Source organism: Kitasatospora sp. NPDC051914, assembly GCF_040680995.1.
Taxonomy (GTDB): domain Bacteria; phylum Actinomycetota; class Actinomycetes; order Streptomycetales; family Streptomycetaceae; genus Kitasatospora.
This window is the reverse complement of the sequence record NZ_JBFAXX010000040.1, coordinates 20,318-45,106: the sequence shown is the minus strand read 5'-3', so window position 1 is coordinate 45,106 and position 24,789 is coordinate 20,318. Positions and strand designations below refer to the sequence as shown.

General features: G+C 74.8%; 18 protein-coding genes. 3 read left to right on the top strand and 15 right to left on the bottom strand.

The window, feature by feature from the left end; all coding sequences use genetic code 11:
• Positions 1-10: 10 nt before the first annotated feature.
• From AB0M03_RS25120 to AB0M03_RS25095, 6 genes are all read right to left on the bottom strand, one after another.
• Positions 11-1,342: a VWA domain-containing protein gene (locus tag AB0M03_RS25120; RefSeq protein ID WP_363494518.1), complete on the bottom strand. Its 1,332-nt coding sequence runs from the start codon at positions 1,340-1,342 to the stop codon at positions 11-13.
• A gap of 125 nt (positions 1,343-1,467) precedes the next feature.
• Positions 1,468-2,736, bottom strand: coding sequence for a PP2C family serine/threonine-protein phosphatase (locus AB0M03_RS25115; RefSeq protein ID WP_363494516.1), 1,269 nt, complete (start codon positions 2,734-2,736; stop codon positions 1,468-1,470).
• A gap of 3 nt (positions 2,737-2,739) precedes the next feature.
• Positions 2,740-5,205 carry a tetratricopeptide repeat protein gene (locus AB0M03_RS25110; protein ID WP_363494514.1) on the bottom strand — a complete coding sequence of 822 codons (2,466 nt, stop codon included), beginning with the start codon at positions 5,203-5,205 and terminating at the stop codon, positions 2,740-2,742.
• Entirely contained in the window at positions 5,198-6,589 is a 1,392-nt protein-coding gene (locus AB0M03_RS25105) for a hypothetical protein (protein WP_363494582.1), read from the bottom strand. Before AB0M03_RS25105 ends, AB0M03_RS25110 begins: the two co-directional genes overlap by 8 nt.
• Positions 6,590-6,730: 141 nt before the next feature.
• On the bottom strand, positions 6,731-7,669 hold the full coding sequence (locus AB0M03_RS25100) for a glutamate ABC transporter substrate-binding protein (protein WP_363494512.1): 939 nt from the start codon (positions 7,667-7,669) through the stop codon (positions 6,731-6,733).
• A gap of 26 nt (positions 7,670-7,695) precedes the next feature.
• A complete protein-coding gene (locus AB0M03_RS25095) occupies positions 7,696-9,102 on the bottom strand; it encodes a hypothetical protein (protein WP_363494510.1) in 1,407 nt (468 codons plus the stop codon).
• A gap of 244 nt (positions 9,103-9,346) precedes the next feature.
• On the opposite strand from AB0M03_RS25095, the gene AB0M03_RS25090 reads away from it, so the two are divergent.
• Complete coding sequence (locus AB0M03_RS25090) at positions 9,347-9,931, top strand: nucleosidase (protein ID WP_363494508.1); 585 nt, start codon at positions 9,347-9,349, stop codon at positions 9,929-9,931.
• A gap of 77 nt (positions 9,932-10,008) precedes the next feature.
• On the opposite strand, the gene AB0M03_RS25085 is transcribed toward AB0M03_RS25090, so the two are convergent.
• From AB0M03_RS25085 to AB0M03_RS25050, 8 genes are all read right to left on the bottom strand, one after another.
• Positions 10,009-10,431 carry a hypothetical protein gene (locus AB0M03_RS25085; RefSeq protein ID WP_363494506.1) on the bottom strand — a complete coding sequence of 141 codons (423 nt, stop codon included), beginning with the start codon at positions 10,429-10,431 and terminating at the stop codon, positions 10,009-10,011.
• A 459-nt stretch (positions 10,432-10,890) separates the two neighbouring features.
• Positions 10,891-11,907, bottom strand: coding sequence for a BadF/BadG/BcrA/BcrD ATPase family protein (locus AB0M03_RS25080; RefSeq protein ID WP_363494504.1), 1,017 nt, complete (start codon positions 11,905-11,907; stop codon positions 10,891-10,893).
• Positions 11,908-11,961: 54 nt separating this feature from the next.
• Positions 11,962-13,242: a 6-phospho-beta-glucosidase gene (locus AB0M03_RS25075; RefSeq protein WP_363494580.1), complete on the bottom strand. Its 1,281-nt coding sequence runs from the start codon at positions 13,240-13,242 to the stop codon at positions 11,962-11,964.
• Between the two features lie 8 nt (positions 13,243-13,250).
• Positions 13,251-14,141, bottom strand: a complete 891-nt coding sequence (locus AB0M03_RS25070; protein ID WP_363494502.1) for a carbohydrate ABC transporter permease — start codon at positions 14,139-14,141, stop codon at positions 13,251-13,253.
• Between the two features lie 3 nt (positions 14,142-14,144).
• The gene (locus tag AB0M03_RS25065) at positions 14,145-15,098 is read right to left on the bottom strand and encodes a sugar ABC transporter permease (protein WP_363494500.1); all 954 of its coding nucleotides are present in this window, start codon (positions 15,096-15,098) and stop codon (positions 14,145-14,147) included.
• A gap of 10 nt (positions 15,099-15,108) precedes the next feature.
• Positions 15,109-16,392: an extracellular solute-binding protein gene (locus tag AB0M03_RS25060; protein ID WP_363494578.1), complete on the bottom strand. Its 1,284-nt coding sequence runs from the start codon at positions 16,390-16,392 to the stop codon at positions 15,109-15,111.
• Between the two features lie 178 nt (positions 16,393-16,570).
• Positions 16,571-17,758, bottom strand: coding sequence for an ROK family transcriptional regulator (locus AB0M03_RS25055; RefSeq protein WP_363494498.1), 1,188 nt, complete (start codon positions 17,756-17,758; stop codon positions 16,571-16,573).
• 249 nt (positions 17,759-18,007) lie between these two features.
• Entirely contained in the window at positions 18,008-19,051 is a 1,044-nt protein-coding gene (locus AB0M03_RS25050; protein ID WP_363494576.1) for a mechanosensitive ion channel family protein, read from the bottom strand.
• 407 nt (positions 19,052-19,458) lie between these two features.
• Here AB0M03_RS25050 and AB0M03_RS25045 point away from each other — a divergent pair, with 407 nt between their 5' ends.
• Together AB0M03_RS25045 and AB0M03_RS25040 are read left to right on the top strand one after the other, a co-directional pair.
• The gene (locus AB0M03_RS25045; protein WP_363494496.1) at positions 19,459-20,076 is read left to right on the top strand and encodes an HNH endonuclease; all 618 of its coding nucleotides are present in this window, start codon (positions 19,459-19,461) and stop codon (positions 20,074-20,076) included.
• 107 nt (positions 20,077-20,183) lie between these two features.
• Positions 20,184-20,897, top strand: a complete 714-nt coding sequence (locus AB0M03_RS25040; protein ID WP_363494494.1) for an HAD family hydrolase — start codon at positions 20,184-20,186, stop codon at positions 20,895-20,897.
• On the opposite strand, the gene AB0M03_RS25035 is transcribed toward AB0M03_RS25040, so the two are convergent.
• A complete protein-coding gene (locus AB0M03_RS25035; protein ID WP_363494492.1) occupies positions 20,887-24,681 on the bottom strand; it encodes a beta-N-acetylglucosaminidase domain-containing protein in 3,795 nt (1,264 codons plus the stop codon). The two genes, AB0M03_RS25040 and AB0M03_RS25035, sit on opposite strands and share 11 nt — an antisense overlap.
• Between the last annotated feature and the right edge of the window lie 108 nt (positions 24,682-24,789).

Here is a 24,789-nt window from a genome sequence, read left to right as displayed (position 1 = left end):
GGGCGGCCGGTCATCTCTTCACACGCACGGTCTTGGTCGACCGGGTCTCGAGTGTCATCGAGTCGGCCTCGCTCACGTTCTTACGGAATCGAACCGTACCCTCCTTCGCATCCACGACGTCGACCACCTTCTCCAGCAGACGGAACGTGCCGTCGTTGCCGGTCGCGTGGGCGAGCCGGACGGCCGCTCCCAGCTTGGCCGTGGCCCGGTCGACGTCCCCGGCGCGGTGGGCGGCGATGCCCTCCTGGATCGAGGCGGCCAGCTCGGCCTGGCCGGTGTAGTGGGCCACCTGCTGGTTGATCCGGGTGGAGGAGGCCAGGTCGTCGGTCCAGACCGCCCTGACGAGCCCCTGGGAGAGCACCTCGGTGGTGCCGTCGGGCTGGGGCAGCACCAGGCTGATCCGGGCCGCCAGCATCTCGTCGCCGACGGAGGCGGCCGGCACCTCGATGCACACGTGGTAGTCGCGGCTCTCGTCGCCCCAGGAGCCGGTCGGGTAGTCGCCGGCCCGGGGGCCGGTGTCGGTGCGGCGGCCGGTGAGGTCCTCCACCGCGGGCGCGACCTGCTTGACGTAGGTGACCCGCGCGTTGGCCGGGGTCCATATCCGCAGCGAGACGTCGGCGACCTGCTTGCCCATGGCGGTGGACATCATCGCCCGGAAGTCGTCGGCGAGGCCGGAGGGCTCGGCGACGATGTCGACGGTGCCCAGCAGCGCGGAGGAGATCCGGCGCAGCTCGTCGACCTCCCAGTCGGTGCCGACGCCGCGGCAGTCCGCGGTGAAGTACCCGGAGGCCCGGTCGAGGACGGCCTGCAGCTCGGCGGGCTTCTCGTGCTCGTTGCGGCCGTCGGTGAGCAGGATGCCGTGCCGGATGGAGCGGTCGGGGCGGCTCTCGAAGAGCCGGTGGGCGAGCGCCAGCCAGGTGCCGATCGCGGTGCCGCCCATCGGGGTCAGCTTGCGCAGGGCGGTCTTGGCGGCGGCCCGGGTGGACGGGTCGGAGACGGCCAGCTCGCCGCCGCCCGGGTAGACCTCCTTGGCCTCGTGGGTGCCGGCCACCACGGCGAAGGCGACGCCGTCGCGCAGGGTGTCGATGGCGGCGGCGGTCGCCTCGCGCGCGTTGCGCATCTTCGCGGCGGGGTAGTCCATCGAGCCGGAGCAGTCGATCATGATCACCACGGCGGCGTCGGCGCCGTCCCCGGCGGACAGCGGCCGTCCGCCGGAGGTGCCCCCGCCGGTGGCGGTGACGGTGACGATCGCGTTCACCTCGCGGGCGCCCTCCGCGAGGTACTCGTTCTGGAAGATGTCGACGTCGAATCGTGGCGCGTTCGGCCTGGACAGACTTGCCATGGCTTGAGGGCTCCTGTCGAGCGGTCAGGCGGGTGGTCGTCGGTCGTGCGGTCGTGCTCGCCGGCCGGCGGCAGGCCGGTACGGTCCGGGGGCTCGGTGCCCGGCCCGGGCCGCACCGGCGCCGGTCAGTCGGTGCGGCCGGGGGCCGGGGGCGGGAAGCCCGGCATCGGCGGCGCGGGCGCTGCCGGGGGTGCCGGCGGCATCGGCGGGAGGTCCGGCAGTGTGGCGTCGTGCCCCTGTGCGGGGACGCCGGCCGCCGCGGCGGGCTCCGCGGGACGCTGCACGGGCAGGTCGAGCAGGGTGGGTTCGTGGTCGTCGGCGGCGGGGTCGATCGGCAGCACAGCGACGGTGATGTTGTCGTGCCCGCCCGCGGTGACCGCGAAGTTCACCAGGGCCCGGGCCGCGGCGAGCGGCTCGGTGCGGGCGTCCGCGCGGACGAAGAAGGCGAGGTCGGTGGCGGCCTCCGCGTAGTTCCACAGCCCGTCGGTGCAGATCAGCACCACGCCGGGCACGTGCGGGGTGAACGCCACGGTGTGCGGCAGGAGTTCCTCGGCGTCGGCGCCGAGCCAGCCGGTGATGGCGTGCGCCCGCGGGTCGGCGTAGGCCTCGGCCTCGCTCATCAGCCCGGCGGCCACCATCCGGGCGGCCCAGGAGTCGTCCTCGGTGAGCCGGTACGGCTCGGCGGACTCGCGGTCGTCCGGGATCCAGTACGCCCGGGTGTCGCCGACCCAGCCGATGGTGACCAGGCCGTCGGCGGAGATCGCGCTGACGTAGGTGCAGGCGGGCGCGTTGAGGCCGCCGCCCGGCTGGGACGGGGTCCGGCCGTCGTAGGCGAGCTCGGTGACGGCCCGTGCGGCGTCGGTGATGGCCCGCCGCATGGCGACGGTCGGGTCGTCGCCGCGCTCCAGCGAGCTGAGCAGCGACTCGGAGGCGGCGTCCACCGCGGTCGCGGAGGCCTCGTCGGGCCGGGCGGAGGAGGAGACGCCGTCGCAGACCACGGCGATGACGGCGGGTCGGCCGCCGGGCAGCGCGGTGCCGGCGACGGTGAAGGCGTCCTCGTTGCGGTGGTGGCGCAGGCCGCGGTCGCTGACCCCGGCGACGCCGGCCATCGCCCGCTCCTGGTGGTCGCGCGGCTTGGGCTGGGCCTTGCCGCAGGCCTCGCAGTACCCGTCGGCGGTGACCTCACCGGCCCCGCAGTGCACGCAGGCGCCGGCCGGGTGCGCACCCGACGGGGAGTCGGGCACGGCGGCGCCCGGCCCCCGGCGGTCGGTCACTGTTCGCATCCCGGCGGACGGCTCGGGTTCGGACGTGCTGCGCCCGCAGGCGCCGCAGAAGGCGTCCTCCGGGTCCAGGGTCTCGGCACAGCTGGGGCACACGGTCTGCTGCTGCGGCATTGCTCACACCCACGTCCGTGGGCGGGCCCGGTTGGCCCGCTCCACCATCTCGATCCTCTTCTCGGCACGGTCGGACAACCGTGCCAACACCCGGTAGGAGTGCTCCAGGGCGAAGCGCAGTTCCCGTTCTTCCGCAGGATGTCCGAGCACTTCGCGGGCCGGGTCCGCGGCGGCCTCCGCGGTGTTCGCGGCGGCGCCCGGTCGGCCCGCGACGACCCAGCCGAGGGCGGCGTCCAGCACCTCGACGGCGAGCTCCTCGCGCCGCCGGGCGTCGAGGCCGAGCGCGGCGAGCTGTTCGGAGCAGCGGGTGAGGTCCGGGCCGAGCGGGTCGGTCGCCGGGCGGCCGCGCAGCCGGGCACGGACGGCGGCGATCCGGGCCGCGGTGTGGTGCGCGGAGGACTCCGGGACCGCCTCCAGGGCGTCGACCGCGCCCGTCCGGTCGTCGGCGGCGAGCCTGACGCGGGCCAGGCCGAAGGAGGCGCCGACGTAGGTGCGGTCGGTGGTGGCGACCAGGCGGTGGAACTCGGTGGCGTCCTCGAGGTTGCCGAGCAGTTCGGCGCAGACCGCGAGGGCAAGCTTGGGGGCGGGCTCGCCCGGGAAGGCGTCGTAGAGCGCGTCGAAGGCCTCGGCGGCGGCCTGGGCCCTGCCCTCGGCAAGGGCGGTGAGGCCGCGGTACCAGACGACCCGCCAGTCCCCGGGGTGGTCCTTCTCGATGTCGTCGAGTTCGCCGGCGGCGGTGGCCGGGTCGCCGAGCTCCAGGTGGGCGCGCAGGGCCCGCAGCCGCAGTTCGAGCGAGGGGGCGGGTGCGGTGGCGAGGGCCGCGAGGGCCTCGCCGGGGGCGGTGCCGGCGAGTGCGGCGAGGAAGCCGGCGTTGGGGTCGGCGGTGTCGACGCGCGGGACGGGCAGCGCGAGTGCGGCGGCGGCAGCGTCCAGCGGTCCGCCGGCGAGTTCGGTGTCCACGACCCGCACCTCGGGTCCGAAGAGGGTGGAGAGGGCGGGCCGGGGCCGGCCGTCCTGGAGGGCGAGGACCTCGCGCAGCACGCCGGTGAGCTGGTCGGCCATCTCCTCGGCGGAGCCGAAGCGGCGGGCCGGGTCGGGGTCGGTCGCCCGGACGAGCAGCCGGTAGTACGACTCGTACTGCGCGAACAGCGGCACCTCGTCGGGGCCGGGGAGCTCGTGCCGGTGGGTGGTGGCGTAGCCGCGGAAGTCGATGCTGAGCACGGCCAGGGTGCGGGCGACGGTGTAGAGGTCGGAGGAGGGCGTCGGTCCGTCGGTGGCGATCTCGGGCGCCTGGTAGCCGACGGTGCCGTAGATCGGGCCGTCGTCGTCGAAGCGGCGGACGGCGCCCATGTCGATGATCTTGAGCGAGTCCTCGCTCTGGATCACGTTGTCGATCTTGAAGTCGCAGTACACCAGGCCGCGGGCGTGCAGGTGGCCGAGCGCGGGCAGCGCCTCCAGCGCGTACGCGATCGCCTGCTCCACCGGCAGCGGGTCGCGCCGGCCGTCCGGGGTGCGGCGCTCGTTGGCGATGTCCTTGAGCGACTTGCCGCCGACGTACTCCATCACGATGTAGCCGTCGGTGGAGCCGGTCCGCAGGTCCGGGTGCTCGGCGAAGTTGATGATGCGGACGATGTTCGGGTGGTCGACCTCGGCCAGGAAGCGGCGCTCGGCGAGGGCGACCGCCAGCGCGTCCTCGTCGCCGGTGTCCAGCAGGCCCTTGAGGACCACCCACTTGTCGTTGACCCGGCGGTCGATCGCGAGGTAGATCCAGCCGAGCCCGCCGTGCGCCAGGCAGCCCACCACCTCGTACTGGCCCCCGACCAGGTCGCCGCGGCGCAGCTTGGGGGTGAACGAGTACGGCGTGCCGCACTTGGTGCAGAAGCCCTCCGGGCGGCCCGGGACGTCGTCCTTCGACCGGCCGACCGGCGCGTCGCACTTGGAGCAGAACCGCTTGCGCTCCGGCACCTCCGGGTTGTCCAGCACGGCCGCGGCCGGGTCGGGCCGCGGCACGGCCGGCACCGTCACCAGGCCGGCGCCGAGGTTGCCGCGCCGCCCGGTGCCGCCCGTGCCGCGGCTGCTGCGCACCGAGACCGAGCGTCCGCTGCCCGTCCGGGTGGAGCGGTGCGAGCGGGAGCGGCCGGACATCGTCCGCGCCGACACCGACGAGCCGGTGCGCACCTGCGCGGAGCGCGCCGAGTCGGGGGAGACCCGGGCCGAGGGCACGTGCGGCGCCGTCCGGGCGCCCGCCTCGGCGGCCAGCCCGCACTCGTCGCAGTAGCCGTCCGCGTCGATGGTGCCCGGGCAGTCCCGGGTGCACCGGGCCGGACCGGCCGGCGCCGCCCCCGCGGCCCCCGCCGCGGTACCGCCCTCGGCCGCCGGTGCCGCGGCCAGCCCGCACTCGTCGCAGTAGCCGTCGGCGTCGATCACTCCGCTGCCGGAGCACTCCGGCCGCGTGCACGTCTCACCCATCGGATTCGCCGCCCCCCTGAGCGTCCCGTACCGGCCGGCCGTCCTGCACCGCCGGGGCCTGTTCGTCCTGCCCGTTCCCGTCGTCCGCAACCCTCGGCGCGGGCGGAAGCGCAGGCGCCGGGCGCACCGCCTGCTGGAAGCGCGCGACCGCTTCCGCGGCGGCGCGCAGGTCGCAGGGCGCGCTCCACAGCAGCCAGCGCGCCTTCTCGAACCGCTCGACGACCTCCGGGTCCTCGGTGATCCCGAGCCGGGCGGCCATCGCCTTGTACGCCTCCAGCCGCCCCCGCAGCTCGGCCCGGACGGCCAGCGGCTGGGCCACCTCGGTCAGCGAGTGCCGCGCCCGGCCCAGCTCCTTGGCGGCCGCGTCCTCCAGGGCGTCCAGCAGCGGGCCCAGCCGGTGCCACTGGCCGCCGTGCTGCAGTTCCACCGCCAGCCCGATCCGCTCGCGCAGCGCGGACGCAGGACCGGGCACGGCCGGCACCTCGGTGGCCGCGATCTTCGCCAGCACCTCGCCGCGCGCCCGGCGGGCCTCGGCCAGCGTGGCGTCCGCGCGCTGCAGCAGGTCGGCGACCTGCTGCAGCCGCTCGTGCGACTCGTCGCGCAGCCGCAGCAGCGCCTCCAGCTCCACCCGGACGTCGTCCAGCGCCCGGCCCGCCCGGTCGAAGCGCGAGGTGTCGACCACCCCCGTCGTCCCGGCCGCCGTCGGTCCCGGCGGGGCACCCTCCGCACGCTGGGCCGGCACCCGGGCCGGCCGCCACAGCGCCAGCGGGTCGGCGACCACCTCGGCGCGCTGCGCCGCCAGGTCCTCGGCCAGGCCGGCCAGGTCGTCGGCCAGCGGGTGGCCGCCCGGCCGCACCCCGACCGACAGCGCCAGCATCTGCACCCGGTGCAGCTCGGCCAGCAGCAGGTCGATCCGCGCGGGCAGCGCCGACCAGACCGCGTCCGCGGCCGCCGCCACCTCGAGCACGGTCGCGTACCAGGCGTTCATCCGCTCCAGCAGCTCGGCCAGGCTGACCTGCTCGACCAGCCGGGCGGGCGCGCCGAGCCGGGCGCCGCCGTCCGGCAGCTGCCCGCCGGAGACGGTGACCGAGGCGCCGCCGAGCAGCTCGCTGAGCTCGGCCAGCTCCGCGGAGCCGGGGCGGTTGCGGCGCGAGCGGACGGCGCGCGCCGAGGCCAGCGCCTCCGAGTAGCGGTCGAACAGCGCCCACAGCACCGACAGGCCCTGCCCGGCGACGGACCAGCGCTCCAGGGTGCGCCCGGTGAGGGCTGCCCCCTCCAGCAGCCGACGGCCCGGATGGTCCTGCAGGTCCAGCAGCGCCGCCTCCACGGCGTCGCGCTCGGCTCCCAGCCGCGCGAGTGCGCGGTCCACCTCCTCCCGGCTCATCGCCGGGCCGGCAGTTCCTGCCAACGGTCCTTCCTCTCCGGTGGGGTCGCCCGGCCCCGGTGCGGGCACCGCTGCGCTGCGGCGGCGGCCCGCGGTGACGGTGCCTCGGGTGACGGGACGACGGGTGACGGGGTGACGAGACTACGGCAGGTACTGGGCGGGCGAGGCACCCATGGTGGGCGCCAGCCAGCGCGTGTAGCTCTGCTGCCACCCCCCACCGGAGCGGTACTCCACCAGCACCTGGTTCACCCAGGCCACCAGATCGGGTGCGGACTTGTTGACGGCGACGCCCATGTAGGCGTCCGAGATGGCCTCGTCGAGCACCTGCACGGTCGGGTCCTGGGCGGCCTGGGCCGCGGCCAGCGAGCCGTCGGTGAGCGTGGTGTCCACCTGGCCGAGCTGCATCAGCACCAGGCAGTCCAGCTGGTTCTCCACCACCCGGACCCCGCTGGTGCCGCGGGCGTCGCGCTTCAGCTCCGCCTCGGACGAGGACTGCGCGGCCACGCAGGCCAGCCGTCCCTTGAACGCCTGGGCGAGCGAGGTCACCTTCGCCGCCCGCGGCACCACCACCTGCTGGCCGGTGCGGAAGTACGGCGCGGAGAACGCGACCTCCTTCAGCCGCTCGCAGGTGATGGTCATGGTGCGGGTGATCAGGTCGACCTCGCCGTTCTTGACCGCCTCGATCCGGCGCGCGGTCGGCACCGTCCGGAAGGTGATCTTCTCCGGGTCGCCGAGCACCGAGGCGGCGACGGCCCGGGCGAGGTCGATGTCGAAGCCCTCGATCCGGCCCGTCCGCGGGTTGCGGAAGCCCCAGTTGAAGCTGTTCTGGTCGACGCCGACGACCAGTGAGCCGCGCTGCCGGATGCGCCGGATCGTCGGCCCGTTCGGGTCCTCGGCCGGTGCGGCGCTCTTCTTCACGTCGCAGTCCGCGGCCGGCGCCAGCGCCGGGGCGGCCGCTGCCGCCGGGGCCGCCTGCACCGCCGCCGCCCCGCCGCCGGTGCCGAGCACCCCGGCGGCCACCGCGAGTGCCGCCGCGGCCGCACCGGCCGCCGTCCTCCGCCGCACCGTACGGCCCGTCATCGTGCGCACCGTCATCCCCCGCCCCCTCACCGGTACTCGGCCAGCCGGCGGCCGATGCCCCTGACGATCCCCGCCGCCGCCAGCACGGCCAGCACCGCCGCGCCCACGGCGAGCACCTCGTACCCGCCCGCCACCCCGGAGGTCTCCGAGGTGAAGCGGGCCTGCTCCGCCTTGCCGGCCGCGGCCAGCTCGCGGTCCATCGCCGCCCACGCGGCCTCGGTCGTGGCGTCCGAGCCGACCGCCACGGTCGCCCGCAGCGCGGCCTCGTAGTCGCCGGCCCGGTCGCTCGCGGCCGCCGCGTCGTGCCTGCCGTCCCAGGCGGAGAACTGCTTGCGGGCCTCGGCGAGCCGGCGCTCGGCCTCGCCCGTGGGCGCGAGGTCCGCCGCCCGCACCAGCGTGCCCGTCCCGCTACGGCCGCCGCCCTCGGCGTGCTTGCCGCCGAGCGCCTCGCTGACCGCCTGCCAGCGCTTGGTGTAGCTGTCGCTCGCCCCGCGGGCCACCAGGTTGAGGTTCTCCGCGGCGCGGGCCTGTAGCGCCTCCGTCCGCGCCTGGCCCAGCACCCGTAGCGGCTCCGCGCCGTGGCTGCGCCCGGCCTCCAGCGACCCGGACGCCACCAGGCCGCCGACCGCCAGCCACAGGGTGGCCGCCGCCACTGCAGCCGAGGCCGCCACCAGCCCCGGGTTGAACACCCGGTTGGTGCGGCGGAACAGCTGCACCTGGTACCCGCCGAGTGCCGCCAGCGCGGCCAGGCCCAGCAGCACCGCCACCCACGGCACCGACTCGGCGGCGTCGAAGTCCTCGTCCAGCCGGTCCGACTCCGCCGTGACCAGCTGCTGCGCGGCCGGGAGCATGGTGTTCTGCATCAGCCCCGAGGCGTACCGCAGATAGGCGCCGCCGAGCGGCAGGCCCAGCCGGTTGTCGGCCCGGGCGGTCTCCACCAGGCCCGCGTACTGCGGCAGTTGGCGGTTCAGCTGGGCGATGAAGCGCTGCGCCTCGGAGCTGGCGGTCGTCCGGGCCGCGGCCCGGGTCAGCAGTTCGCCTGCGGTGGCGAGGTCCTCCTCGTACCGCTTGCGCAGCTCGGCGGGCTCGTCGCCGGCGAGCAGGAAGCCGCTCGCGGCGGTGGTGTCGGCGTCGGCGAGCGAACGGTAGATCTCGGCGGCGTCCCGGCTGAGCGGCTGGCTGTGCTCGACCACCTGGTCGGTGGCGGTGGCCCGGGTGTCGGCCTGCCGGGCCGCTGTCCCCCCGAACAGCAGCACCAGGGCGACCAGTGCGGCGCCGGCCAGCCGGAGCCGGCCCGGCGGTGTGCCCGCCGCGCGCCGCAGTTCGGCCAGCCGCTCGCCGGCGTCCTGCAGCCCGGGCAGCCGTGCCGCCGAGCCGCGAGCGCCCGGCGACGGCAGCGGCGCCGTCCCTTCGATGACCGCCGGTCTCGTCACCCGCCCCACCCCTCCCCCTGTGTCCCCCGCGGCCCGTCCGGGCCGGGGGACCCCCGATGCCAGCAGTATGGCCGCCTGATGTGACGGTCACACGCGAGTTGTGCCGATCTTGAGGTTGCGCCAAAGGACCCGATCCGGGCCGAACACGGACGTTCTGTGTGCGTGCCGTGAACGCCCCGGGCCACCGGCACCCTACGCGGCCCGGCCGCACCGCCCGCAGGGAGGGTCCGGAGGCGCCCGTAGCATGGGAGCCATGCGTCTGCTCGGCACCATCACCCCGGACCGTCCGCTGATCGTCGTCGCCGTCCGGGAGGAGGCGGCCCACCTCGGCGAGCGCCTTCCGGTGCTGCTCACCGGCATCGGGAAGATCAACGCCACCGCCGCGCTGGCCACCGTGCTGGCCCAGGGCCCGCGCCCCGCCGAGGTGGTCAACCTGGGCACCGCGGGCGCCCTGCGCCCCGGCCTCGCCGGCACCACCCACGAGATCTCCCGGGTGCTGCAGCACGACATCGACACCCCGGTGCTGCGCGAACTCACCGGCCGCACCTACGGCGACGCCATCACCCTCACCGACGGCGTCGGCCCCACCCTCGCCACCGGCGACCTCTTCGTCTCCGACCCGCAGGCCCGCGAGCGGCTGGCGCTCCAGGCCGACCTGGTCGACATGGAGGGCTACGCGCTGGCCACCGTCGCCCGCCGGGCCGGGGTGCCGGTGCGGCTGGTGAAGCACGTCAGCGACGAGGCCGACGACGGCGCGGCCCGCACCTGGCGGGATTCGGTGGACGCCTGCGCAAAGATCCTCGCCGTCTGGGCGGACGAGCGGCTCTGAACCGCTCCCCGGGGTGCGACACGGCCGGAGGCCGGGACCGCAGCGGTCCCGGCCTCCGGCCGTGTGCGGGCGGCTGCTCAGCCGGAGATCTGCACGCCGGTCAGCGCGGGCACGAACTGGTCCAGCTCGGTGCGCCAGTAGCGGGCGACGTTCAGGCGGGTCGGCTTCTCCTCACCGGGGAAGTGGAAGCGCATCGAGCTCCACAGGGTGGCCCGCTTCACCTCGGTGATCAGGGTGCGGGCCTGCTCCAGCGGCACCACGTGCACCAGCTCCTGCGGGCGGTTGCTCATCCGCGAGGCCTTGTGCACCACGACGACCCGCTCGGTGAGGGTGACGAAGTAGTACTTCACGAACAGCTGGCCGATCAGGCCGAGCTGGCTCATCAGCCACGGGCTGGGGCCGGTGACGGTGTGGAAGGTCACGACGGGCCGGTCGTTCGGCTCGATCGCGGCGATCGCCTCGGCGACCTGCTCCTGCATGGTGGACTTACGGATCGCCATCTGGCGTTGCCCCCTGGGGATCGGGTGTGCGCCCCGTGGACGGGCGCAGGTACGAAGCCGGGAGCGTAGCGGTCGTCGGACCGCCGTATCAACGCACGAACCTGTCGGGCCGAATTCTTGACCAGGACTTAACCCGCCGTCCGCCTGACCGGTGGCAGCGGCCCGCCGCCGTCCCCGTGGTGTGCGGACCACGGGAACGGCGGCGGGGGTCCAGAAGGGCTGCGCCCCGCCACCCCGAGCCGGAGGGGTAGCGCCCCGCCCGGAGCCCGGAGGCGGAGCGCCCCGCCCCGAGCCGAAGGGCCCGCCGGTGCCGAAAGCGAGGAGCACGGGAGCGCAGCGACGGAGCATGGGGGCACCTCCCAGCCGTCAGGCTGGGGGAGAGTGTCGGCGCCGGGTCAGGAGGGCCCGGAGGCGAGCGGGCGACAACACAGGCCCGGAGGCGAGCGGGCGACAGAACAGTCAGGCGGCCGCCGAGTGCTCCGGTTCGTACGCTGCGCGCAGCCGCAGCTGGGCCTGCGCGCCGGCGCCGATCCGGTCGAGGCCGAGCAGGGCGGCGCCGAGTACCGGCGGTGCGGCGACGATGCGTGGTTCGGCGAGCGGGGCGGCGGCGGCCAGGCGGGCCGTCACGTTGTCGACGAGCAGCGGCAGCCGGGCGGCCAGCACCCCGCCGCCGAGCACCACCGGGGCGGGCTCGTCCAGCAGGCCGAGCCGCCGCAGCGCGACCACCGCGAAGCGGACGATCTCGTCGGCCTGCCGGTCGACCAGGCCGAGCGCGACCGGGTCGCCGGCCCCGGCGGCGGCGAACAGCAGCGGGACGATCTCGTGCAGCCGCTCGGGGGCGAGCCCGCCGAGGTGCACCGCCTCGGCGACGGCCGTGGCGGAGGCCAGCCCGAAGTGGCCGCCGATCGCGGCGGCCAGCTCGGTGGCTTCGCCGCGGCCGTCCTCGGCCCGGGTGGCGTGCCACATCGCCTCGGCGGCCAGCCCGCTGCCACCGCCCCAGTCGCCGGTGAGCCGGCCGAGGGCGGGGAAGCGTGCGGTGCGGCCGTCCGGCAGCAGGCCGACGCAGTTGATGCCGGCGCCGCAGACCACGGCGACGCCGCGCGGGCCGTCGGTGCCGGCCCGCAGCAGGCCGAAGGTGTCGTTGGCGACGGCTGCGGTGGTGCCCCAGCCACGGGCCTCGACGGCGGCCAGCAGCCGCTCCTCCTCGACCGGCAGGTCGGCGTTGGCGAGGCAGGCCGAGACATGGACGGCCACGGGGGTGCCCGGTCTCGACCCGGCCTGTGCGGCGACCGATTCGACGAGCGGGGCGAGTGCGCCGACCGCCTCGTCGGCGCCGTCGAGCTGCGGCTGGAAGCCGCCGCCGCGGGCGGTGCCGAGCACCGTGCCGTCGGTGGCGACCAGTGCCACGTCGGTCTTGCTGTTCCCGGCGTCGACGGCGAGGACGCCGGGGAGCCGGGCGTCGTGCTGGCGGTTCATCGGTTCCCCTCGGTGCGGTTCGGGGCGGGGTGGTGCGAGGCGGTCATCGTCGGGTCACGCCCAGCCGAGGTGGGCGCGGTTGTGGGCGATCAGCCGGTCGGCGAGCCGGTCCGCGAGGTCGATCTGGCCGACCAGCGGGTGGGCCAGCAGGGCGTCGAAGACCCGGTCGCGGCCGCCCTTGAGGGCCGCCTCCAGTGCCAGGTGCTCGTACGCGGTGACGGCGGCGATCAGGCCCGCGTACAGCGGCTCGACCGGGCGCTGCGGCAGCGGGCGCACGCCCTGCGGGTCGACCTCGGCGGGCACTTCGATCACCGCGTCGTCGGGCAGGAAGGGCAGGACGCCGTCGTTGCGGGTGTTGACCACCTGGACGCCGGTGGCGCCGCCGGTGCCGAGCAGGGCGGCGATCAGCTGGACGGCGGCCTCGGAGTAGAAGGCGCCGCCGCGCTTGCCGAGCAGTTCGGGCTTGGTGTCCAGGGCCTGGTCGGCGTACATCTCCAGCAGCTGCCGCTCGATCGCGGCGACCTCGGCGGCCCGCGAGCCCTTCTCCTTCAACTCTCCCACCACCAGGTCGTGCTGGTAGAAGTAGCGCAGGTAGTAGGAGGGGACGACGCCGAGCCGGCGGATCACGTCGAGCGGCAGGTGGAGGTCGGCGGCGATCGCCTCGCCGTGGCCGGAGAGCAGTTCGGGCAGCACCTCGCGGCCGGTGGCCGCGCCGGGGGCGTCGAGCAGGGTGACGCCGCGCTCCCAGGTGAGGTGGTTGAGGCCGACGTGGTCGAGCCGGATGCGCTCGGGCTCGACGGCGAGGTGGGCGGCGAACTTCCGCTGGAAGCCGATCGCGACGTTGCACAGGCCGACGGCCTTGTGGCCGGAGGTCTGCAGGGCGCGGGTGACGATGCCGACGGGGTTGGTGAAGTCGACGATCCAGGCGTCCGGGTTGGTCCGACGGACGGTCTCGGCGATGTCCAGCACCACCGGGACGGTGCGCAGTGCCTTGGCCAACCCGCCTGCGCCGGTGGTCTCCTGGCCGACGCAGCCGCACTCCAGCGGCCAGGTCTCGTCCTCGTTGCGGGCGGCCTGGCCGCCGACCCGCAGCTGCAGCAGGACGGCGTCGGCGCCCTGCACCCCGGCGGCGACCTCGGACGCGGTGCTGACGACGGCGCCGTGGCCCTGCCGGGCGAAGATCCGCCGGGCGAGGCCGGCGATCAGCTCCAGCCGGTCGGCGGCCGGGTCGACCAGGACGAGTTCGCCGATCGGCAGGGTGTCCCGCAGCCGGGCGAAGCCGTCGATCAGCTCGGGTGTGTAGGTGGAACCGCCGCCGACGATTGCCAACTTCAGTGCGGACATCAGCCCTTGACCCCTGTCAGTGTCACGCCTTCGATGAAGGCCTTCTGTGCGAAGAAGAAGAGGATGATCACCGGAGCCATCACCAGCAGGGTCGCCGCCATGGTGAGGTTCCAGTCGGTGTGGTGGGCGCCCTTGAAGGACTCCAGGCCGTAACTGAGCGTCCAGGCGCCCGGGTTCTCGCTCGCGTAGATCTGCGGGCCGAAGTAGTCGTTCCAGCAGTAGAAGAACTGGAAGAGTGCGACCGCGGCGATCGCGGGCCGGGCCATCGGCACTACCACCCGCAGCAGGGTGCGGACGTCGCCGCAGCCGTCGATCCGGGCGGCCTCCAGGTACTCGTTCGGCACGGTGAGCAGGAACTGCCGCAGCAGGAAGATCGAGAAGGCGTCGCCGAGGGCCATCGGCACGATCAGCGGCCAGAGCGAGCCGGTGAGGTGGAGCTGCTTGGCCCAGAACAGGTACATCGGGATCACGGTGACCTGCGGCGGCAGCATCATCATCGAGACCACCGCCATCAGGGCGAGCCGCCGGCCGCGGAAGCGGAACTTGGCGAGCGCGTACGCCACGGGGAGGCTGGAGAGGACGGTGAGCAGGGTGCCGGCGCCCGCGTACAGCAGGCTGTTGCGCCACCAGGTGAGGAAGCCGGGGGTGCGCCAGACCTGGGCGTAGTTCTCCCAGTGCCAACTCGTCGGCCACAGCTCGGAGGTGAGCGCCTGGCGGTCGCTCATCACCGAGGTGAGCAGCACGAAGACGAAGGGCAGCAGGAAGAACAGGGCGGCGGCGACCGCCAGTGAGTGCACGGCGACCCACTCGAGGGCGGCGCGGCGGCGGGCGGTGCGCGCGGCGGCCGTACGGGCGCCGGCGGGCAGCGGCAGGGCGGGGACGAGTGTCATGGCTCAGTCCTCCACCAGGCCGGAGCCGCGGCGCAGCAGCAGCGCGGTGAAGGCCGTCGAGATCGCGAACAGGACGAGGGCGGCGGCGCAGGCGGTGCCGGTGTCGAAGCGCTGGAAGCCCAGGTTGTAGACCATCTGCGGCAGCGTCCAGGTGGAGCCGTGCGGATAGCCGGGCTCGAACTGCTGGCCGGAGCCGCCGATCACGCCGCTGGCGACCTTCCCGGCGACGATCGCCTGGGTGTAGTACTGCATGGTCTGGATGACCCCGGTGACCACGGCGAACAGCACGATCGGGGTGATGTTCGGCAGGGTGACGAAGCGGAACCGCTGCCAGGGGCCGGCGCCGTCGAGCTCGGCCGCCTCGTACTGCTCCTTCGGCACGTCGAGCAGCGCCGCCATGAAGATCACCATGAGGTCGCCGATGCCCCACAGGGCGAGCAGGGTCAGTGCGGGCTTGGACCAGTCGGGGTCGGTGAACCAGCCGGGCTGCGGCAGGCCGAGGTCGCCGAGCAGGTGGTTGACCGGGCCGGTGCCGGGGTTGAGCAGGAAGGCGAAGGCCATGGTGGCGGCCACCGGCGGGGCCAGGTACGGCAGGTAGAAGGCGGTGCGGAAGAACCCGCCGCCGGTCTTCACCTTGGTGATCAGCAGGCCGATGCCGAGGCCGAAGGCGACCCGCAGGGTGACCATGACGGCCACCAGCCAGAGGGTGTTGCGCAGGCCCTGCCAGAAGAACGGGTAGTGCTGGAAGAGGTAGGCCCAGTTCTTCAGGCCGGTGAAGGTCGGGGCGGTGAAGCCGTCGTACCTCATGAAGGAGAAGTAGACGGTCGAGACCAGCGGGTAGGCGAAGAACAGCCCGAAGCCGATCAGCCAGGGGGAGAGGAAGGCGAGGGTGCGGCCCGCCTCCCGGCGGCGCTTGCGGCGCAGCGCCGCCGGCCGGGGTGCGTGGAGGAGTGCCATGGCGTGCACGTCACTTCGCCTGGTCGATGGCCGCGTCGATCTCCTTGGCGGTGGCGGCGAGGCCGGCCTTCAGGTCGGCGAGCCGGCCGGACTCGTACTCGTAGCCGAGGTTCTGCATGGAGACCTGGTAGGCGCCGCCGTTGACCGAGGCGGGCGTGGTGGAGGAGTGCGGGTTCTTCGCGATGTCCAGGAAGGTGCGGAAGTTGGCGTCGGCGTCGAGCTTCGGGGAGTCGAGCGCGGCGAAGGTGCTCGGCACGTTGTGGATGGCGTTGGCGAAGCCGACCACCGCATCGGTGTCGGTGGTGAGGTACTTGACGAGCTGCCAGGCCGCGGCCTGCTTGCGGCTGCCGCTGGCGATGCCGATGACGGTGCCGGTCTGGTAGCCGCGGCCGTAGCTCGCCGCCTGGTCGTCCGGTACGGGGAAGGGCGCGGTCGCCCACTCGAAGGCGGGCTTGTCCTCGGCGAGCGAGGCGGTGCGCCACTCGCCGTCGATGGCCATCGCGACCTGGCCGGTGGTGAACGGGTTCTTGGCGCTGAACTCGTCGCCGAAGCCGGTGCGGTACTTCTCCAGCTTCTCGAAGCCGCCGAGCTTGTCGACCAGGCCCTTCTGCCAGGAGTACATCGCGGCCACCTTCGGGTCGCCGGCTATGTCGGACTTCCCGTCCTTGCCGAAGTACCCGGCGCCGTACTGGCCGAGGAAGTGCGAGGGGGTGGACTCGTAGCCGTGGTAGTTCGGCATGAAGCCGAGCTGCTTGAAGCCGTCTCCCTGGGGGATCGTCAGTTTGACCGCGGCGGCCTCGAATTCGCTGAAGGTCTTCGGCGGCGCGGCGATGCCGGCGGCGGCGAAGGCGGTCTTGTTGTAGTAGAGGCCGTAGGCGTCGCCGAGCAGCGGCAGCGCGCACTGGTTCCCCCGGTACGCGCTGTAGGACAGCATCGCGGCCGGGAAGGTCTTCGCCGGGTCGACGCCGTCCTTCTTGAGGAAGGGGTTGAGGTCGGCCCAGACCTTGGCCGAGCAGAACTTGCCGACGTTGTCGGTGGTGAAGGAGGACACCACGTCGGGCGCGTCCGCGCCGCCGGCCCGCAGGGCCTGCTCGCTCTTGTCGTCGGCGATGTTGCCGACCACCTTGACGTGGATGTTCGGGTGGAGCTTCTCGAAGGCGGCGATGTTGTCGTTGATCGCCTTGGTCTCGTTCTCCTGGCTCCAGCCGTGCCAGAAGGTGATGGTGACGTCCTTGCCCTCGGCGGAGCCGTCGTCCGAGCCGCCCTGGGGGGTGCCGGTGCAGGCGGGGAGCAGGGTGAGGCAGGCGGCGCCGGCTGCGGCGGCGAGCGTGCGGCGGGTGCTGCGCGGGATGTGCACTTCGGAGTCCTCCTGGGGGTACGCGGGCAGGGGGCATCGCCCTTCGGCCCGTGTGCGGGGGATGGGTGCGGGGCGGTGGCGGGGTTCGGCGTGGAGGGGATCGGGTGGCGGGGGGTCAGTGGGTCGTGAAGGCCGCTTCCCGGGCGGTGGCCAGGGCGCGCTGGAGCGCGCCGTGCAGGACGGGCGAGCCCGGGACGGCGCTGCAGCGCACCTCGGGGCGGGGGATGGAGATCAGGGCGAGGGCGTCCTGGACGTAGCCGCGCAGCCGCTCGCCGCCGGCGGTGGGGATGCCGCCGGAGAGCACGAGGAGTTCCGGGTCGACGACCGAGACGATGACGGCCAGGCCGACCGCGATCCGCTCGGCGAGCACCTCCAGGAAGCGGTCGCCGTCGCCGGGGGTGGCCAGGGCGAGGGCGACGGCCTCCTCGGCGGTGGCGGCGGCGAGCCCGTGCGCGGCGGCCAGCTCCATCACGGCGTCGGCGCCGGCCAGCTCCTGGAAGCCGCCGGAGTTGCGCCGCCGGACGTCGCGGACGACCGGGGCACCGGGCACCGGCATGTACCCGACCTCGCCGGCGCCGCCGGTGAAGCCGCGGTGCAGCCGCCCGGCGATCACTATCGCGGCGCCGATGCCCTCCTCGGCCCAGAGCAGGACGAAGTCCTCGCAGCCGGCCGCCGCGCCGAAGGCCTGCTCGGCGATGGCGGCCAGGTTGACGTCGTTCTCCACGGAGACGGGGGTGCCGAGCGCGGCCTCCAGCTCGGCGACGAGTCTCGGCGAGTGCCAGCCGGGCAGGTGCGAGGCGTAGCGGAGCTTGCCGGTGGCCGGGTCGAGGGCGCCGGGGACGCCGATGACGGTCTCCCGGAGGCTGCCGGGGGCGAGCCCGGCCTGCCGGACGGCCTCGGCGACGGCCTCGCCGACCTTCTCCACGGTGCCGGCGGCGGACCAGCCCTTGGTGGCGACCTGGTGCTCGGCGAGCGTGGTGCCGGTGATGTCGGCGACGCCGATCCGCACGTGGGTGGTGGTGACGTCCAGCCCGGCGACGTACCCGGCGGCCGGGTTGACCTGGTAGAGCTGGGCGTTCGGCCCGGGCCCGCCCGCGGTGGTGCCGACCGGGACGACCAGGCCGGCCGCCTCCAGCCGGGTCAGCAGCTGGGAGGCGGTCGGCTTGGACAGGCCGGTGAGTGTCCCGATCTGGGTGCGGGACAGCGGGCCGTTGGCGAGCAGCAGTTCCAGGGCGGCGCGGTCGTTGATCGCGCGGAGCAGGCTCGGGGTGCCCGCGAGCGGGGGTCGGGTGGTGTCGGTCACGTCTCGATCCTCCTCTGCGGGTGCCGCCGGATCGCTCCCGGGGCCCAGGGACGGGCCCGGAGAACTGTTAGGAAAGTTTCCAGTCGCTATGGGAGGACCGTAGGGCCAGGCCGGAGCGGGTGTCAATGGGCTACCGACGGGTCGCCCGCCCCCCGGGCACGGCCCACCTGGGGGAGCGGGGCCGCGGACATGCGAAGGGCCCCGCTCCCACCCGGGAACGGGGCCCTTCGTACGGCTGTCGCGCCGCGGCTACTCCGCCGACTGCGCCGGGATCGGCTTGACCGCCGCGGACTGCGGGGACAGCGGGTCCGACAGCGCCGAGGGCGCCGCGATGTCCCCCGCCGGGACGGCCGCGACCGGCGTCGCCGACACCGTCACCGCCTCCTCCTTGAGCTTCACCCCGGCCTCGTCGAAGGCCTGCTTGAGCCGCTGCCGCAGCGCCCGCGCCACCTGCGCCGACTTGCCCGGCGTCGTCCGCGCCTCGACCTTCAGCACCAGGGAGTCGGTGGCAACCGAGTCCACGCCCAGCACCTTGACCCGGCCCCAGATCAGCTCGTCGAACGGGCTCTCCTTGGAGAGCTGCTCGGCGGCCTCGGCGATCAGCAGCTCGACCCGGACGAGGTCCTCCTTGTAGCCGACCTGGACGTCGACCGTGGCGGTGCCCCAGCCCTGGCTCATGTTGGCGATCCGCTTCACCTCGCCGTTGCGGATGTACCAGATCTCGCCGCCCGCACCGCGCAGCTTGGTCACCCGCAGGCCGACCTCCAGCACGGTGCCGGTGGCCACCCCGGTGTCGATCTCGTCGCCGACGCCGTACTGGTCCTCCATGATCATGAAGACGCCGGACAGGAAGTCCGTCACCAGGTTCCGGGCGCCGAAACCGATTGCCACACCGGCCACACCGGCACTGGCCAGCAGCGGCGCCAGGTTCACTCCGAGCGCCGACAGCACCATCAGCGCCGCCGTCCCGAGGATGGTGAACGAGGCCACGCTGCGCAGCACCGAGCCGATCGCCTCGGACCGCTGCTGCCGGCGCTCGGTGTTGACCACCCCGCTGTTGGCCAGCAGGCCGCCGAGGCGGCCCATCTCGTCCTCGTCCTCGGAGGGCCGGCCCATCCGCGCCACCAGCTGCGATATCAGCTTGCGCACGACTGCCCGCAGGACCAGTGCCAGCACCACGATGAAGACGATGCGGACGCCGCCCTCGACCCAGCTCTGCCAGTTCTGGTCCAGCCAGCTCGCGGCCTGCTTGGTGGAGGCGGACACCTCGTCCGCGCTGGTCGGCAGCTTCAGGTCGAGCGTGGGCTGGGCGGGCGAGGGGGTGGCTTCGGCCAGTAGGCCTGTGACACCGGACCGGAACACGTGCAGGGCCCTCCGTGGAGCGGGTACGGCCGGCGCGGGCGCCGGCACGGCCCGGCTGGCGGACCGTCCCGTCCAACCCTAGCGGCCCCGCGGCCCTGCCCCGGACGGCTCGTCAGCCGCTGCGACCCGCCCGAACGGGCCCTCACCGGCGACGACGCGTGCACCGCGCCCGACGCGTGGGCATACCGGCTATGACGGATTCCACATCCGGTCCGTTACACAGGAGTGGTGGCGCCGTACGAAGGCGTAAGGCGACACTGGGGGAGATCGCGCCGCAAATGCGATCACCCGCTCGTCCCGGCGCGAGCCACGCGCCGCAGGCGTCCAAGGAGGCATCCGTGCCGCATGTCCTGGTCCTCAACGCGTCGTACGAGCCACTCGGAGTGGTCTCCACCCGCCGCGCCCTCATCCTGGTCCTCAACCACAAGGCGGTCAGCCTGGAGGACTCGGCAACCACACTGCACAGCGCCACCACCACCGTGACGGCACCGTCCGTCGTCCGTCTGACCCGCTTCGTGCGGGTCCCGTTCCGCGGGCCCGTCCCGCTCACCCGCCGTGCCCTGTTCGCCCGCGACCACGGGCGCTGCGTCTACTGCGGGGCCGCCGCGACCAGCGTCGACCACGTCATCCCGCGCAGCCGGGGCGGCCAGCACCGGTGGGACAACGTGGTGGCGGCCTGCCGCCGCTGCAACCACATGAAGGCCGACCGGCACCTCTCCGACCTCGGCTGGCGCATGAAGCGCCCTCCGGCCCCGCCCAGCGGCCTGGCCTGGCGCGTCATCGGTACCGGGATCAAGGACCCGCGCTGGCGCCCCTACCTGGAGCCGTACGGCGGGCTCGACCAGTTCCGCGAGTACGAGCACCACGACCATACCGACCACGCGGGTGCCCTGCCGGCCCCGGCCGTCCGGACCCACCCGACCCGCCGCGGCGAGCCCGAACCGCTCTCCGCCTGACAGACAAGGGCCTGCCCGTCACACTTCGGTACGCCTCATGGGCCGCCGGCGCACCCCTCAGCGGGAGCGTCGGCGGCCCGCCGTCTGCATCCCCACCAGGAGACCGCATGGTGCCGGCCGAGAACCCCCCGACCGCAGCCGCCCCGTCCCCCGACGCGCCGCTCCCGGACGGGCCGTCCTTCGACGCCGTGTCCTTCGACGGCGACGACACCCTCTGGGACTTCACCGCCTCCTACGGCCCGGCCATCGCGCACGCCGCCGAGGCGCTCGGCAGCGCGCTCGGCGAACCGCCGGTGCCGGTCGACTGGCTGCAGCGGATCCGCACCGAGGTGGCCGCCGACCACCCGGGGGCCACCCTGCCCGAACTGCGCCGGGCCGCCTTCGCCGAGGCCGTCCGCCGCCGCGCCCCCGACCGCCCCGACCTCGCCGACCTGGTGTTCCGGGCGTTCATGGCCGCCCGCGCCCGCTCGACCAGGCTCTTCCCCGAGGTCCGCGCCGCCGTCGCCGCACTCGCGGGGCGGATGCCGCTCGCGCTGACCACCAACGGCAACGCCGAACTCTCCTGGACGGGCCTCGACCCGTACTTCAGCGCGGTCGTCCGGGCCGTCGACTGCGGCCACTCCAAGCCCGACCCGGCGATCTACCTGCTCACCGTCGAACGCCTCGGCGTCGAGCCCGCCCGCATCCTGCACATCGGCGACCACCCCGTCGAGGACGTCGAAGGGGCCCTCGCCGCCGGCCTGCAGGCGCGGCTGCTCGACCGCACCGGCCGTACGCCGGGCGCGCTCACCTCGCTGGACGGCCTGCTGGTCAGCCGGTGACCGCGTACAGCTCGACACCCCACAGCGAGTAGCCGTACTTCGTCGCCCGGGTCACCCCCTGCACCCGCAGGAAGCGGGTGCCCGGGGCGTCGAAGCGGACCGTCTCCGCACCGCCCGCGCCGTCCTCCACGGAGGCCACGGTCGTCCAGGTGACCCCGTCCGCGGAGGCCTGCACCTTGTACGCGGCCGCGTACGCGTCCTGCCAGTGCAGCACCGCCGAGCCCAGCCGGACGGCCTTCGGCAGCTCCAGTTGCACCCAGGAGCCGTCCGAGGCCGGCGAGGACCAGCGGGTCCGCGGGTCGCCGTCGTTGATGTTCGAGGCCGGGAAGGACGGCGTCTCGTTCGCCGAGGAGGTCGCGGTCGCCGCCCGTGCCAGGTCCGGGCCGCCGGTCGGCGGCACCACGTGCACCAGCAGGTCCTGCCGGACGGTCAGCGTGCCCGCGGTGAACGTCACCGGCACCCGGTAGGTGCCCGACGGCGTCCCGGCCGCCGCCACCACCTGCAGCGGCACCCCGACCCGGCCGCCGCGCGGCACCGCCACCGCGGCGCCCTGGGTGACGGTCAGGCCCTTGGCGACCGCCGGCACCTCCACCTTCAGCTCACCGCTGGTGCCCTCGGGGCGGCCGGTCTCCAGCACCGCCTTGGTCACCTGCGGCACCGCCTGCCCGGTCACCACGTCCAGGGTCGCGTCCGACAGGCTGAGCCGCGCCGCCGGGGTGTCCGCGTACCAGGGCACGATCTGGTTGACCACCGGCGCCTGCCAGCCCGGCGCCCACGCCAAGCGGATCGCCTCGGCCGCCCGGCCGCCGGCCGGCAGCTCGTTGTAACCCGGCTTCAGCGTACCGATCGTCGTCCACGAGCCGTCCGCACCGCGCACCGCGACCGTCGCGGACGCCTGCACGTTGGGGTCCGTCAGCACCGTCACGCGGTCCAGCGGCCGGGCCGAGCCCAGCTCGACGGTCAGCGGCGCGGAGGCCGCCGTCGGCGCCTCGGCCGCGCGGAACGCGGTGTCCGGGTCGCCGTCCAGCACCGCGTCCGGCGAGGAGCCCGGCGCTGCCGCCGGGCCGGTCACCACCGCGGGCGTGTCGTCCGGCGCCGTCACCGAGAACTCCCGGACGGCCACCGCGGTCTTCTGCCCCGTCCGGGCCCGCAGCCGGACGGCCTTCGCCACGGTGCCCGCAGGCACGCTCACCGAGACGCTCTTCTGCCCGTGCACCACCGCCAGCTGCCGCCAGCCGCCGCTGCCCGTCGAGTACTCCAGCACGCCGTCGCGCAGGTAGTCGTCGGCGGCCGTCGCCGCGTCCGGCCCGTCGCCCCACGAGCCCATCAGCACCGTCACCCGGCCCAGCGGCCGGCCGTTGCCGAGGTCCAGGCCGACGGCGTCGCCCGCCTGCGGCGGCGAGGCGCTCCAGTAGAAGGTGTCCGGCGCGCCGTCCGTCATCAGCGCAGGGCCGTGGTCGTTCGCGGTGCCGATCGTGGTGGTCGGCGTGCCTCCGGCGGCGTCCACGCCCGCCCAGGTGTCGGCGTCCTTCAGCGCCCGCTCCAGGAACGGGTCCAGCACCCCGGCGCCGACCGTCACCGTGCCCTGCGCCAGCCGCTCCCGCAGCTGCCGCAGGTCGACCCGGGCCTGCCAGGCCGCACTGCCGTCCCCGCCGCGCTGCGCCAGCAGCATCGCCACCGCCGCCTGCCCGGCCCGGCCGTACGCGGCCAGCCGCTCCAGCCACGGTCCGGCGTCCTGCGCGACGGACTCCCCGGCCAGCGCCTGCTGAGCGCCCGCCATGGTGGCGAAGGCCTCCCGCAGCGGGGCGGCCGCCGCCTGCAGCGCCGCCTGGTCCGGCGACCCGCCCGAGGACGGCTCCAGCGCCGTCCAGAAACGCTCCAGCATCGGCGCCAGATAGCCGGACTCCGTCTTGTCCAGCGGGGACGACGAGCTGTTCGCGGCGAGCGCGGCCAGCGCCGCCTCCGCCGCCCGGCCGCCCGACAGTGCGTGCACCGCCGCCCGCACCGACTCCGACGGCCGGTAGTCCTCCGGCTTCCAGCCGAAGTCCGCGGCGGTCGCCAGCGGCAGCCGGGAGGCCACCGGCTGCGCCATCGCCGAGGTCAGCAGCACCGCCGAACGGGTCGCCACCCCCGGGTCGCGGCCCGCGTACCCGCCGAGGAACAGCCGGTCCGGCGTGGAGTCGTTCACCGGGTAGTTGTCCATGGTGACCAGCGGCCGGTCGAACAGCCCGGCCGTCTCCGCGAGCTGGTCGCCGGTCACCTCGGGCGCGATCACCGCACCGCCGCTCCAGCCGACCTGCACACCCGCCGGCAGCGCCGCGGCCAGCGCCTTCCGGTACGGCGTCGCACCCTGCTTCTGGTACTCCGTCGGCACCACCGTCAGCGGGGCGAGCTCCGGGTGGTCGGCGATCACCCGCCGCTGCACCTTCGCCACCAGCTCGGCCTGCGCCTTCGCGGCCGCCGCCGGACCGGTGCCGTAGGTGCGGCGGTCGCCCGGGCAGTGCCACTCGTCGTAGCTGACGTCCAGGAACTGCAGCTGGAAGGCGCGGAAGCCGAGCCGGCGCAGCCCGTCCAGCTTGGCGACCAGCGCGTCCACGTCCTTGCCCGAGCTGTAGCAGAACGACTGCCCGGGATCGATCGAGTAGCCGAGCACCACGTGGTTGGCCCGGGCCCGCTCGGCGAGCCGGCGCAGCGCGTCGGCCTGCGCCTTCGGGTACTCCTCGCGCCAGCGGGAGGTGCGGTACGGGTCGGCGCCGGGCGCGTACAGGAAGAAGTTCTGCTTGGTGCGGCCGAGGAAGTCCAGCTGCTCCATGCGCTCCGCGGTCGTCCACGGCGTGCCGTAGAACGACTCGGCGGTGCCGCGGACGGGCGCGCCGGTCGGCCAGTCGCGCAGCACCACACCGGGGAAGCCGCGGCCGGCGTTGGCCGGGGCCTGGCCCTGGCCGCCCTCGATCGGGGCGAGCAGCTGCCGCAGGCTCTGCGCGGCGTAGAAGGTGCCCGTGGCGTCGGCACCGGCCAGCACCACCGCACCGTAGCTGCCGCCGCCCGCCGCGGGCAGCTGACCGGCCGCCAGCACGTACCCGCCGGCCGGCAGCCCGGCCACCGACACCTCGGACGCCGCCCGGCCGGCGGCCGACGCCAGCCGGCGCAGCACCTGCTCGGTGTCGCCGCCCGCACCCTCCGCGGGGCCGCCCACGTACACCACCAGCGAACCGGCGGCGGGGGAGTCGGCGGGGTCGGCCTCGACGATGTCGGTCGCACCCGCGGTGCCCAGCACCTGCCGGACGGCCGCCAGCGCGGGGCCGTCCGCCCGGCCGGCCGCCACCAGGGCGACGGTGTCGGGGACGGCGACGGCGTCACCGGCCGCCTGCAGCTGCTGCGGGCGGGGGTACACCTGCGGCTCGCTGATCGAGCCGAGCGGGGTGACGGGCGCGGTGGCCACCGCGCGGTCGCCGACCGTCGGCGCCGCGAGGGCCGGCGGGCCGGCCAGCAGGCCGCCGACCACGGCGGCCGCCGACAGCGTCGCGGCCAGCTGCAGGGTGCTGCGGCGCCGGCCCGCAGGGGTGCGGCGCTCGGCGCGGACGGAGGCCAGCAGCGGCTCGGTGCCCTTGATGTCGGCGATGAAGCGGTCCGCGGCTCTGGGCGCCAGCTGGCGGGCGGTCCGGGCCGCCGTCCGGCGCGCCGTCAGCGCGGCCGGGTGGTTGAGGAGTTCGCGCAGCGCAGGGCTCTGGTCCAGTTGCTGCCTCAGCCGCCGCCCGGCGGCCACCGACACCCGTGCCTGCACCGGACCTCCTCCGCACCCACAACTACAGCTCACCGGGCCCGCCACCCGGATCGCCGCTCGTACCCGCCTCAGCGGGCCAGCCCACCAGTTGACCGCCCGGGTGTCAAC

Bases quoted from the DNA above. Each gene is read 5' to 3' on its own strand.
- AB0M03_RS25120 (WP_363494518.1), bottom strand. From the start codon at position 1,342: ATGGCAAGTCTGTCCAGGCCGAACGCGCCACGATTCGACGTCGACATC.
- AB0M03_RS25115 (WP_363494516.1), bottom strand. From the start codon at position 2,736: ATGCCGCAGCAGCAGACCGTGTGCCCCAGCTGTGCCGAGACCCTGGAC.
- AB0M03_RS25110 (WP_363494514.1), bottom strand. From the start codon at position 5,205: ATGGGTGAGACGTGCACGCGGCCGGAGTGCTCCGGCAGCGGAGTGATC.
- AB0M03_RS25105 (WP_363494582.1), bottom strand. From the start codon at position 6,589: ATGAGCCGGGAGGAGGTGGACCGCGCACTCGCGCGGCTGGGAGCCGAG.
- AB0M03_RS25100 (WP_363494512.1), bottom strand. From the start codon at position 7,669: ATGACGGGCCGTACGGTGCGGCGGAGGACGGCGGCCGGTGCGGCCGCG.
- AB0M03_RS25090 (WP_363494508.1), top strand. From the start codon at position 9,347: ATGGGAGCCATGCGTCTGCTCGGCACCATCACCCCGGACCGTCCGCTG.
- AB0M03_RS25085 (WP_363494506.1), bottom strand. From the start codon at position 10,431: ATGGCGATCCGTAAGTCCACCATGCAGGAGCAGGTCGCCGAGGCGATC.
- AB0M03_RS25080 (WP_363494504.1), bottom strand. From the start codon at position 11,907: ATGAACCGCCAGCACGACGCCCGGCTCCCCGGCGTCCTCGCCGTCGAC.
- AB0M03_RS25070 (WP_363494502.1), bottom strand. From the start codon at position 14,141: ATGACACTCGTCCCCGCCCTGCCGCTGCCCGCCGGCGCCCGTACGGCC.
- AB0M03_RS25065 (WP_363494500.1), bottom strand. From the start codon at position 15,098: ATGGCACTCCTCCACGCACCCCGGCCGGCGGCGCTGCGCCGCAAGCGC.
- AB0M03_RS25040 (WP_363494494.1), top strand. From the start codon at position 20,184: ATGGTGCCGGCCGAGAACCCCCCGACCGCAGCCGCCCCGTCCCCCGAC.